Source organism: Gloeotrichia echinulata CP02, assembly GCA_038087035.1.
Lineage (GTDB): Bacteria > Cyanobacteriota > Cyanobacteriia > Cyanobacteriales > Nostocaceae > Gloeotrichia > Gloeotrichia echinulata.
Window position 1 is genome coordinate 5647518 of the sequence record CP051187.1, and the last position, 12076, is coordinate 5659593.

12 protein-coding genes are annotated in these 12076 nt (G+C 45.0%); 4 read left to right on the top strand and 8 right to left on the bottom strand.

Annotation, left to right across the window (positions count from 1 at the left end; translation table 11 throughout):
* Positions 1–76 precede the first annotated feature (76 nt).
* The 3 genes from HEQ19_24990 to HEQ19_25000 form a co-directional block, all read right to left on the bottom strand.
* Complete coding sequence (locus HEQ19_24990) at positions 77–697, bottom strand: flavin prenyltransferase UbiX (GenBank protein WYM02265.1); 621 nt, start codon at positions 695–697, stop codon at positions 77–79.
* A 16-nt stretch (positions 698–713) separates the two neighbouring features.
* A complete protein-coding gene (locus HEQ19_24995) occupies positions 714–3068 on the bottom strand; it encodes a ribonuclease R family protein (GenBank protein WYM02266.1) in 2355 nt (784 codons plus the stop codon).
* Positions 3069–3188: 120 nt separating this feature from the next.
* Positions 3189–3440, bottom strand: a complete 252-nt coding sequence (locus HEQ19_25000; protein WYM02267.1) for a hypothetical protein — start codon at positions 3438–3440, stop codon at positions 3189–3191.
* Between the two features lie 617 nt (positions 3441–4057).
* Between HEQ19_25000 and HEQ19_25005 the strand changes: the two genes are divergently transcribed.
* Entirely contained in the window at positions 4058–4882 is an 825-nt protein-coding gene (locus HEQ19_25005; protein WYM02268.1) for a hypothetical protein, read from the top strand.
* Positions 4883–4985: 103 nt separating this feature from the next.
* On the opposite strand, the gene clpP is transcribed toward HEQ19_25005, so the two are convergent.
* A complete protein-coding gene (gene clpP, locus HEQ19_25010) occupies positions 4986–5591 on the bottom strand; it encodes an ATP-dependent Clp endopeptidase proteolytic subunit ClpP (protein WYM02269.1) in 606 nt (201 codons plus the stop codon).
* A 169-nt stretch (positions 5592–5760) separates the two neighbouring features.
* Positions 5761–5916: a hypothetical protein gene (locus tag HEQ19_25015; GenBank protein ID WYL98129.1), complete on the bottom strand. Its 156-nt coding sequence runs from the start codon at positions 5914–5916 to the stop codon at positions 5761–5763.
* A gap of 35 nt (positions 5917–5951) precedes the next feature.
* Here HEQ19_25015 and HEQ19_25020 point away from each other — a divergent pair, with 35 nt between their 5' ends.
* A complete protein-coding gene (locus HEQ19_25020; protein WYM03596.2) occupies positions 5952–7241 on the top strand; it encodes a transposase in 1290 nt (429 codons plus the stop codon).
* Positions 7242–7265: 24 nt separating this feature from the next.
* On the top strand, positions 7266–7448 hold the full coding sequence (locus tag HEQ19_25025; GenBank protein ID WYM02270.1) for a hypothetical protein: 183 nt from the start codon (positions 7266–7268) through the stop codon (positions 7446–7448).
* Positions 7449–7602: 154 nt separating this feature from the next.
* On the opposite strand, the gene HEQ19_25030 is transcribed toward HEQ19_25025, so the two are convergent.
* Positions 7603–9711: an NAD(P)H-quinone oxidoreductase subunit 5 gene (locus tag HEQ19_25030; GenBank protein ID WYM03597.1), complete on the bottom strand. Its 2109-nt coding sequence runs from the start codon at positions 9709–9711 to the stop codon at positions 7603–7605.
* A 748-nt stretch (positions 9712–10459) separates the two neighbouring features.
* Entirely contained in the window at positions 10460–10846 is a 387-nt protein-coding gene (locus tag HEQ19_25035) for a thioredoxin domain-containing protein (GenBank protein ID WYM03598.1), read from the bottom strand.
* 50 nt (positions 10847–10896) lie between these two features.
* On the opposite strand from HEQ19_25035, the gene HEQ19_25040 reads away from it, so the two are divergent.
* Positions 10897–11073 (top strand): hypothetical protein, encoded by a 177-nt coding sequence (locus tag HEQ19_25040; GenBank protein WYM02271.1) that lies wholly within the window; start codon positions 10897–10899, stop codon positions 11071–11073.
* Between the two features lie 176 nt (positions 11074–11249).
* Here the strand turns inward: HEQ19_25040 and HEQ19_25045 are convergent, their stop codons facing one another.
* Positions 11250–11963, bottom strand: coding sequence for an NnrU family protein (locus HEQ19_25045; protein WYM02272.1), 714 nt, complete (start codon positions 11961–11963; stop codon positions 11250–11252).
* Positions 11964–12076 lie beyond the last annotated feature (113 nt).

The following is a 12076-nucleotide window of genomic DNA, read 5'->3' on the forward strand; positions in this document are numbered from 1 at the left end:
TTTTTGTGATACTTATGCCTCTGCGGTTAAAAAGTAATTTATTTAACTACAAAGGCACAAAGAACACAGAGAAACGTTACCGATGACCTTCCCAGCGCTGAATGGGGATGCAGTCAATATCTAGTTGATCTAAAGCACGAGCTACTACAAAATCAACTAAATCTTCGATAGTTTGGGGTTTGTGATACCAAGCAGGAATAGCCGGGACAACTCTCACTCCAGCTTCTGACAAAGCAGTTAAGTTCCGCAGGTGAATCAAGCTAAAAGGGGTTTCACGGGGAACGATGACTAACTTTCGCCCTTCTTTGAGTTGGACATCGGCTGCTCGTTCTAGCAAGTCAGAACTCCAGCCCACTGCTAGCTTGGCGACAGTACTCATGCTACATGGCATGACAATCATCCCCAAGGTGCGAAAGGAGCCACTAGCAATACCCGCTCCGACATCACTCCAAGGGTGACAGCGGAGTTTACCCGCCTGGGGAACTCCTGCTTGCTCACGCCAGAACTGCTCTTGAGCTAGGGGTTCTGATGGCATTTGGATATCCTCTTCCGCTTTCCAAACCATGTAAGTTGATTTAGAAGCTACCAGTTCAATTTGATAGTTGGCTACTAACAGAAACTTGATAGCACGAACTGCGTAAATCAGTCCAGATGCACCGGATACGCCTAAAATCAAAGGGTTTGTATTATTTACCACATTTTCCTAGTAGAATTTACTCCTCCTCTGCGTAGGGATCTAAGTCGCTAGATTCAAGATCGTTTGGTAAGTAGATATCCGATAAATCATCATTGGGGGTGTTAACATCCAAGCCTTTAGCAACACCATCGCTACCAACCGTTACTAAATCAATTTGCTGTCGGTAGTAATCAACACTTTTAACCTGTACGCCGACGCGATCGCCTAGTCGATAAGAAGCGCGATTTTTCCGCCCAAACAGCGCCTGTTGTCTAGCGCGATATTCATACCAATCATCTTTGAGGGAACTGACATGTACTAGTCCTTCCACTCTCAGAGGTACGCCAGGATTACCTTCTACCACAAAATCTGTTGTTGGTACTTCAATTTCGACAAAGAAACCGTAAGATTGCACACCAGTAATTACACCATGAAATACTTGCCCGATGCGCTGTTTCATCAGTTGGGCTTTTTGCAGTCCGGCTAAATCGGCTTCGGCTTCTTGGACTTCCTTTTCCCTGTCGTTAATCTGGACAATGACCCTGGTTAAATCGCTTTGGAGTTCTTGTTGCAATTCTGGGGCCAAGACGTTCCAGTTAATTTCAGCGTGACAAGAGGAGTGGCGGAGGTTAACGCGCTCTTTGACACGGGTATTGCGGCGATCGCGCCCATGTTCCACTAGTGTATAATATACTCTCTGCATGAGCATATCTGGATAACGCCGCAACGGAGCTGTAAAATGGACATATTCCGGTAGTGCCAGTCCAAAGTGCAGTCCTTTGGTGGTGCTGTACACAGATGGCTTGAGTGTGTCTTGCAATAAGTAGGTGAGAACTTGCTCAGATGGAGAATCGGCAAAAGCCCTGGTTAAATGTTGATAATCTAAAGGCTGGATATCAATTTCGGGTTCGAGTGTCAGTTCTACGCCTAAATTAATCCCTAATTTCAGCATTTCTTGGACATCTTCGGGATCGGGTGCCCCTTGGACTCGCCAGATAGCCGGAACTCCCAGCGCGTTCAAATGAATTGCTACTAGTTGATTCACCAGCAGCACCAACTCGGTCAATAGGGAGCGCACAGGGATATCATTCACTACCACCGCCCCCAAAATGCCCTCATCATAGTAGGGGTTTTGATTGGGTGGTAGATTTAGCTGTAAGCTACCACGATCCAAGCGCACCTGTTTGACTGCTTTGCATAATCGTTCCAGGTCTTGCAGAAGCTGGATTACCTGGTCGGATGCATTTGTTGATTGATTAGTGAGGATAGCTTGGGCTTGTTGTTTTGTCAGTGCAGTATCTACGTTGATGACAGCCGATTGAATTTCCCAATTCAGCACTTCTCCCGATTTGGAATCGATGGTAATCAACACCGAGAGGGTTAAGCGATCGCTATGAGGAACTAAAGAACAGCGTTCCGCCACCGCATCTGGTAACATTGGCAGTACTAATTCTCCCAGATACACCGACTTACCGCGCTTGAATGCTTCTCGGTCGAGGGCTTCATCTGGTTGAATATAATGGGAAATATCGGTAATATGAAAGCCTAAACGCCAATTTCCATTTGCCGTTTTTTCTAAGCTAAAGGCATTTTCGATAACTTTCGAGTTACCGTTTATCCCCTCAATGGTGACAGTAAACAAACTACGTAAATCCAGCCGATTTTTTAGGTCGGCTTTCAGCAGTTTTTTGGGCAACTTTGCTGCTGCGTCTAGCACTGAATCGGAAAAATTGCGGGATAGGTCGTGTTTACATGTTACCAAATCGATATCAGCAGCGGCTTCGGCATCGCTGCCGAGGATTTGTACAACTCGACCTAATGGAGGGTATTGTGCTAGGGGATAACGCAGGACTTCTACATGGGCTAGGTGATCGATCGCCTCTTCTAATTTCATACCGTTTGTTTGCAGTTTCAGTTCAAACAGCAATCTATCGTCTAAGGGAACCGCTCGAAAACCGCTTTCTACTTGCTTTATCCGCGCTAGCAAGGTGTGATTGGAGCGTTCTAGAATTAGCTTGACTTCTCCTTCTGGCGAGCGACGGCGACTACCTTCTTTGAGAACTCTGACCAAAACGCGATCGCCATTCCACGCATTACTGAGATGACTTTCGCGGATGTAAATATCCTCTGCGCCTTCCACGTCTTGAATAGCAAAGCAAAAGCCTTTACTAGAACAACGGAGTTTTGCTTCTATCAGTCCTTCTTCTGGTATTCTGCGATACTTACCCCGTTCCTTGACCAAAAGGCCAATTTTCTCCAACACTTCCAAAGCAATGTGAAGTTTGTGTAAACTAATTTCATCCTCGCAACCAAGTTTCTTTTCCAAAACTTTACGAGCTACCAATTTATCATCGGTGAAATTGGCAAGGAGTGTAGCGATTGAAAATTCCATGCAGTGAACCGACCTTTGGTCAAAACATCATTTTTTCTTTAACAGTTACCAGTTATCAGTTTGATCGCTTGGCTTGAAGCCCCCAATTATACTTAAGCTTTAGTGCGTTTTTACACTACACTATCCACCATACACCTGATAACTGTTAACTGTTAACTGGTTTAATCTGGTTCTGTGCTGTATACCGTCATGGACTACAGACACTAGCTGGAAACTAATTGCCCTGAAGCTGGGCTTTTGAAGTTCCAAGGGCAGAAAATCTACCCCCAAGGTGGGTAGCCCATCAGGTGACACTCGTACCTTGCTACCGCTACGAAGTTCGCAGTCGCTTGAGGGAGAAAAAACGGCACTTGCTCGACCTTTGGAAGCCAAAGGAATGTCGTGACGACTCCCCTCCTGCAGCGCTGCTTCAGCGTATAAGCGTCTACAGACTTCTCACTGCACGACCAGATCAGAATTGACTGGCGTTAGAGTTCCTTCATCCAGTCAAACTGACAAAGCACCCCTGATTCAAATTTACCCCCGTAAAGATCATTACGCGACGGGTTTTTGAGAGGCTTGGTTGGGACAACTCTCGACACTACCCAAAAGCATGATCTAGGGGAACAGGTGTTCGATTGTCTAGATTGAAGGTACTTTACACCATTAAACTCTGATTTTTAACTAGGAAAAACTGCCGAGCAACCTAATTTTCCCCCATGTAGAATCGGTAACAATTAGGTAAGCGGCTTAACAAGCAGTGAGGGCGAACCTTATCTTCATTATTGTAGATTTAGAGGGCACTTCCAGAAAATAGTTCTAGATATAGAATTGGGTAATTAGTATAGCATTGAAGGTGTGATCGCTCAGAGAACCTCAGCAGTAGCTAAACATTTTCCTGGGAATTGCGCTACTGGTACAATCGGGACATAGGAGCTTGAAAAGCACCATGCTTGTGTCTCCCAGTCCTCAGTCCCCTTGTTCAACAGACTTAAATTGGTGGCAGTATTATGTTGGCTCAATTCCAGAGCTTGTATCCCAACGGCAGTCTAATTTCAGAATTAGTACAAATTTTTCAAGGAAAATATATTGTCCGTGTCAGTGTCCAAATTGAAGGTGTAACTCGTGCTACTGGTATGGCAGCAGCAGAAACGGTAGAATCCGCAGAAGACCAAGCTAGAAATAGAGCGCTGATGGTTTTGTCTATGACGAAGGCGCCACAGGAAACAGCAGCGGTTTCGCCCAAATCAATATCACCAGTACCGAGCAACCCTTCAGTGAAGACAACAGGCGAAGATTTCGTCAGTAGTCAGTGGTCAGCGGTCAGCGGTCAAGAAGTATCCTCGCCGCCAGTCCACTCAGATACGGTAACAAATGACAGGGAAATTGCCAATACAAGAGATATCTATAACCAGAATTTAGGTCAACTTAATTCTTTGACCACCAACCAAGAGCCAGAATTTGAAATGCCACCAATGGAAAACTTTGCAATAACATCTGCTAGCGAACCAGACAACCAATACGAACCAGGAATGGCTGCTAGTAACGTCACACCATTTACACCTCGTAATTATACTCCTCCAGAGGAGTTAGCTACGCCCATCAGCACAGGGAAGAAAAAGAAAAAGAGTGAACCGGTAGATTTGTCAGATGTGTTAGCCAAAACAGATGTGGAACTTCAGCGCTTAGGCTGGACACCAGAACAGGGACGGGAGCATTTAATTAAAACCTACGGTAAGCGGGGGCGGACCTTGCTCACCGTAGAAGAATTACATGGATTCCTGAAATATTTGGAATCACAAACGACACCCATAGATCCGCTCACAGGATTTTAATTAGTCAAGAGTCTAGGGTCTAGAGTCCACAGTCCAGAATAGATTAACTCTTGACTCTTGACTCTTGACTCTTGACTCTTGACTCTTGACTCTTGACTCTTGACTATACAACAGCTATTGGACGACTACCTGCAGCGTGACGGTCAATTACTTGGTCAATTAAGCCGTAGTCCTTGGCTTCCTCTGGCGACATGAAAAAGTCGCGTTCGGTATCTTCGGTAATCCGATCAATTGGCTGACCTGTGTGTTCCGCTAAATAGTCATTGAGCCGCTTTTTGTGGTATAAAATTTCCCGCGCCTGAATTTCAATATCAGTCGCTTGTCCTTGAGCGCCGCCTAAAGGTTGATGAATCATAATCCGAGAATGGGGTAGACTCATCCGCTTACCTTTGGCACCAGCGCTGAGGAGGAAAGCTCCCATACTTGCTGCTAATCCAGTACAAATGGTACACACATCCGGGCGAATGTGTTTCATGGTGTCGAAAATGCCCATACCCGCAGTCACTGAACCACCGGGAGAGTTGATATACAGATAAATGTCTTTTTCGGAGTCTTCAGCATCTAAAAACAGCAATTGGGCAACAATCAAGCTGGCTATGGTGCTATCAACCTGTTGTCCCAGAAAGATGATGCGTTCACGCAAAAGCCGTGAGTAGATATCAAAGGCGCGTTCGCCACGACCAGATTGTTCAATAACGATAGGAATCATGTGGCCTGCTTGTAGCTATTTAACATCTATTTTATCGATGACTGAGTTATCCGCGCCGAGCAAGCCCCTAAATTCTATTTATGGGGGCTAGGCGCGGGCGATTTCAATCTCTACGAGACGCTGCGCATTAAGCGTAGCTATGCCGCAGGCTTTACGCCGTCCCCATTCCTCAACAAGTACTGGCGCTAATTCCTCGGTTTGCAGCTTCATTTTTTATGATATCCCAAGCTGTTGGAGTTAAAAAAACAGTCATTTTACCTTTGATTTCATCGTGATAAACTGGTTGATTTTTCATCCTTTTTATCCCTTTTTTAGTTGTCATCATAATAACCAACTGCTACACTAGATAGAGGTTAACAGATGCAAGGAGGTGATGCAAGAGTGTTGGTACTAGAATACAAAGCAGTTGTCAAAAGAGCCACATTAGCAGCAATAAATGAAGCTATTCGTACTTCTCAATTTGTCCGAAATAAAGTGCTTAGATATTGGATGGATAATCGCGGCGTTAAGCCTTCGGCATTAAAATGCGGCAAGAAAGAACTATATCAGTACAACACTCAATTAAGAGCAGAATTTAAATTTGTTAATGATTTAAACAGTCATGCTTGTCAAGCATCAGTAGAAAATGTAGAACGTGCTATCAATAGGTTTTTTGATAACTGCAAGAAAAACCTACCTGGAAAAAAGGGTTATCCCCGGTTCAAAAAGCATAGTCGTTCAGTCGAATATAAGGTGTCTGGGTGGAAGTTGCACCCAACAAAGCGCCGTATAACTTTCACTGATAAAAAAGGTATTGGCGAACTCAAACTATTAGGTAAATGGGATATTCATCAATACCCTGTTGAACTAATTAAACGAGTGAGGATTGTGCGTAGAGCGGATGGATACTATGTGCAATTTTGCGTCAAGATTGATAATCAGCAAGAGGCACCACCAACTACATCAGAAATTGGTATTGATGTCGGCTTGGAATATTTCTACTCTGATAGCAATGGTAATCATCTTCGCGTTCGCGCAGCGTCTCGCAGAGAAGCGTCTCGCAGAGAGGAGAATCCGCGATTTCTCCGCAAAGCAGAGAAAGATATTAAGCGGGTTCAACGTAACATTTACAAGAAGAAAAAAGGGTCATCTGGCAGAAGAAAAGCGCGTGGTGTTTATGCTCGTAAACATTTAAAAGTAACAAGACAAAGGAATGAACACGTCAAGAGAATGGCGCGTAACTTATGCCTAGCTAACGCTAAGGTAGCTTTGGAAGATTTAAATATTTCCGGCTTGGTAAGAAACCACAAACTAGCCTTGAGCATTTCTGATGCTTCTTGGTACAACTTCCGTCAGTGGCTCGAATACTTTGGTGCAAAATTTGGACGGGAAATCATTGCAGTTCCTCCCCACTTCACAAGCATTGAATGTAGTAATTGTGGTGCTAGAGTGCAAAAATCTCTCAGCACCCGTACCCATTCTTGTCCACATTGCGGATATATTGAACAACGTGATGTGAATGCTGCCAAAGTAATTTTAAGTCGTGCAAACGGTAGGGGTGGGCAATCCCAAACTAACGCCAGTAGAGATGTTCCCTCTACTTCTGTTGGTCACATCGCCCTTGGCGTCTCCCCGAGTGAGAAGACCTGCAAAAGCAAGGAACGTCAGTGACGCTGGAATCCCCCGCATTTATGCGTGGGGAGTGTCAATATAGCTGGTTGTGCAACTTGTGAACTAACGATTGGGAAACATAATGGCAAAAAGTTATACCCAGTAGGAGATTTGCTACTCGGTTGCAGCCAAAAGCACAAATATCTAGCCGATTTGCAAGAGTCCATAGGACAAGCTACAGCTTGGACTTTAATATTTAATTACTGACTAGCAACAAAAAAAAAGGAGTCTAAATTAGGCTCCTAATAAACTTGGGGGTTTGAAACCCAGGTCGGTGGGTTTCGCTTGTGTAGACGCGGTTTCTAACCGCTGATTTAAAGTTAATTTGACACGTATCGAGGCCCGTCCACCCCGATTAAAATCAGGTAATACCGAAGACAATCACTAAGCCCAAAACTGCCCCAAACACAATCAAGGCATAAAATTGAGCGCGACCATTTTCTAGGTATTTCAAACCTTCGCCCGTGACAAGGGTGAAGAAGCCGGTGAGGTTAACGGCACCATCAACCACGCGGAAGTCAACTTCCATCACTTGTCTAGCTAGACGACGTAAACCCAAGACAAAGACACGATAGTAAATGTCATCAAAGTACCACTTGTTGAGGGATAGCTCGTAAAGTGGTTTAATTTTGGTGGCGATCGCCGCTGGGTCGATTTTACCCCGCAAGTACATCAGCGAAGCCAAGGTAATGCCAATCAAGGAAATGCCCACGGAAGCCCCCGCCATAATATAAAATTCCGTCGGGTTAAACTCGGCAGCTTTTTCTAGGACTTCAGAGAGGGTTTCGGTAGGTGGAAAGATAAATTCCTCGAAGTAATTGGCGTAGGGTGTACCTAGCAAACCAATCAAAATTGAAGGCACTGCTAATAGTGCCAAGGGTAAGGTCATCGTCCACGGAGATTCGTGGGGAGTATCACTATGATGACCGTGGGAGTCATGGGAGTCATGGGATTCGTGGTGATCACCAGTAGCAGCCAATTCTCCTTTTTTCATTGCCCCAGGTCCAAAATTAGGCGCTGGTTCTGCTGACTCTAATTCTAGGACAATAGTAGCTGCTTTCTTGAGTTTTGCTTGAATTTTCTCGTCAGTTCCCCGGAATTTGCCTTCAAATGTTGAGAAATACATTCTAAACATATAGAAAGCCGTGATACCGGCAGTTAGCCAGCCAATCAACCAGAGAAATGGGTTGGCTTCAAAAGCGGCGCCGAGAATTTCATCTTTTGACCAGAAACCAGCAAAGGGAGGAATACCAGAAATTGCCAAACAACCAATCAAGAAGGTGATCCCCGTGATCGGCATATATTTTCGCAGTCCGCCCATTAAGCGCATATCCTGGGCTAATACGGGGTCGTGACCAACGACGCCTTCCATCCCGTGAATCACAGAACCAGAACCCAAGAACAACATCGCCTTGAAGTAGGCGTGGGTCATCAGGTGGAATAAGCCGGCACTGTAGGAACCAATTCCCATCGCCATCACCATGTAACCTAACTGGGAAATGGTGGAGTAAGCCAAGCCTTTTTTGATGTCGTTTTGGGTAATAGCGATGCTTGCTCCCAAAAACGCAGTAAATGCTCCAGTAAAGGCAATAACGGTCATTGCTGCGGGAACATGTTCAAATACTGGGTACATCCGGGCGATGAGGAAAACACCAGCCGCCACCATTGTTGCTGCGTGGATGAGGGCAGAAATGGGGGTAGGGCCTTCCATCGCGTCTGGTAGCCAGACATGCAGGGGGAATTGGGCTGATTTCGCCACTGGGCCTAAGAACACTAAAATTGCCAACAGGATGGCAAGAAAATTGCTGATAGAACCTGTTTGCACCAGTTGGGCAAGGCGATCGCCCATGATAGTAAAATCAAAGCTTCCCGTTGCCCAGAATAGCCCCAAAATGCCGAGTAGCAGACCAAAGTCACCCACACGGTTGGTGACAAAGGCTTTTTGGGCTGCATCTGCGGCTGACTTGCGATCGTACCAAAAGCCGACCAGCAAGTAGGAACACATCCCCACCAGTTCCCAGAAGATATAAATCTGTACCAGGTTGGGGCTGACCACCAAACCCAACATCGAGGAGCCAAATAAGCTCAGATAGGCGTAAAACCTTACGTATCCTGGATCATGAGCCATATAGCCATCGGTGTAGACCATGACTAATACGGCTACCGTTGTCACAATCACCAGCATCACAGCTGTCAGGTGGTCAATCGTGTAGCCCATGCTCAGATGAAAACTGCCTGCTGCTGCCCATTCTAGGGTGCGGATATAAGTTGCGTGACCTTGAATTTGGCTCCATAGCAAGGCTATCGACAGCGCCATCGCTGCTCCCATCAGGGAGATAATCACGACAGCGTTGAGCTGACGCAGGCGGTTGGTTACCTGATTTAACGAGATTAACCCTAGACCGACTAGCATTGCCCCTAAAAGAGGAAATACAGGAATCAGCCAGGCATATTCATAGATTACTTCCATCACTGACGCTTACTTTTAGGATTCTTGACTAACTTGTCGAAACTGTTAATAATTGTGACACACACTCTTTAGCATAAAATACCCCACCCAATGACCTTTGGGTGGGGTGTTAACTATGGTTTTAGATTTGGCACTGGCTTTGCCCAGTCCAGAGTCATCAATCAACTTTGACATACCTCCTCGTGCTAAAGGAGCGAGGATTCCTTGACACTTCGCGCTCGTTGCGCCACAAGTGGTCTTACCATCCCTCCATGTCCGTTTAAAGTCTCCCAATGCCCTATGGCGACTATACCTGAATTTTATCATAAAGCCGTCCTAGAAGGACGGGGCTTGAATCCCATTTTTTTGGTCAAAAAGGATAACACTTGACCCTCCGAATTTTAGATTTTGGATTTTGGATTTTAGATTTTTGGGGTACGAGCAAGACCCCTAGTGGGTGGAAAAATCTAAAAGACGCTCCTACTACTCTGTCAAGATAAAAATGATGGACTGTAGTGCGGGCATCTTGCCCGCTACCAAAAATCCCTCAAAACAAAATTGACAGACTACTACGTCGCTTTACGCTACGCTATGCCGTAGGCTTTACGCTACGAAGCACGTCAATCTAAAATCCCCGAGCAAGGCACCCTTGTGGTCGGGGTCAATCCAAAAGACGCTCCTACGTCGCTCTAAGCGAAGCTATGCCGTAGGCTTTACGCTACGAAGCACGCAAATCTAAAATCCAAAATTGGTTGACTCTTGACCATATTTATGCTGTCCGGCATCCCAAATCTAAGATTTTCGCACTACTGTAAGTTTTAGAACGGTTGCTGTAGGTGAGTTTAATTTCTTCTAAAGCTAGATATAAATCCTCTCTACCGCGAAAACTTTCCAGCCGATGCTGGATTGTGCCATTTTCAATCAACAGTAAAGTTGGCAATGATTTCAGTCGATACGTGGTAGATAATTTAAAATTTTGATCGGCGTTAACCCCGACTAATTTTATCTCTTCCCCACATTGGGCTTGAAATTGCAACAACAGCGGATGTATGATGCGGCACAAGCCACACCAGGGGGCTTCAAAATTCACTAACACCGGAATAGGAGATTCTAAAACTTCTTGAGTAAATGTCCGCTCACTAACCGACAACACCATGACGCCTCTAGAATTATAGGTTTTTTTTATCAAACTAACTATCAGCAGGAGTGATTCGCAAGCTATTTACCGCCGATAGATGCTCTGGTTACACAGATAATTATGCAAAAATTCAGCACATTGATTGGGACTTTGACAAAAAGGCCACCGTGAATATCGCGTTGGCTTTTTTGGATGTTCCAGTGCTGATTGCCATTGCTAGGGAGGGTATTGAGACCGCAGTGTGATTTATTCCCTAGAAAAAGCAATTAACGCGCAACTACCAATACTAAAATCTCTAGCTGAGTGAATGCACCCCCACTGATAGTTGTTTGAATTTATCCTACATTGATTCGGTAGCAATTGTTAAGGTAATCTATTCAATTACTGGGTCGTATCCGCAAATATTGGGGATCAACTTAAACTACCATGATATCCTACTACTTGCTTCTAGTAACAGGGGGTGAGACCACCAAAGTACAGCCACAAAAATGGCAACTCCTAAATAGGCAGGACGGAGAAATTCCTCCCATTGGAGAGATTGACGACCATCAATAATTGCCAGAAAAGGAATAATTGAAGTGCGCTGTTTGACACTTTCAAAGGCTTCCCCATAGCGGTAACTGAGGCGGCGATCGCCATGCCACACACCAAATAAGTGATGCAATACCAAGCCGAGGGAGGTAATCAGAGTAAAACTACTACCTATCCATAGAGTATGGGCAATACACCAAATTATTTGCCCCACCATTTGCGGATGGCGGGTAATACGAATAATTCCGGTCTCGTAAAGATGAACCTGGGGCTTTTGGATGGCAGCAATTTCTAGTAGATTGAAGGTAGCAGGATACAAAAACAAAAACGAAATCGCTGACAACACCCAGACAAAGGTCTGCACTCCAGGCACACCTTTGACTTGCCACAGTTCCCAGCCATCATAACGATGGTTAAAAAAGTAAATAATTAAGATGACTGCTAATGGCAGACTGACTAAAGCAAAAAAAATGCGATAAAGCCTTGTGCCGATGTGTTTTTCTGCCCAAGGACGCAAGGCGGCTCCGCCACTGTGAGCGATCGCAAAAGCTAATTGTAACCCCAGTATGACAAAATGACTGGGAGTCAACCAAGAAATCGGCATAATATACATATACGTAGGTGAAGTAATTTAAAGAAAACTTTGTTCAATACAACCAAATAGCACAAAGTAAACAAAAGGGGACTTTAGTCAAGATGTTGTGCTACTGTCTTTTT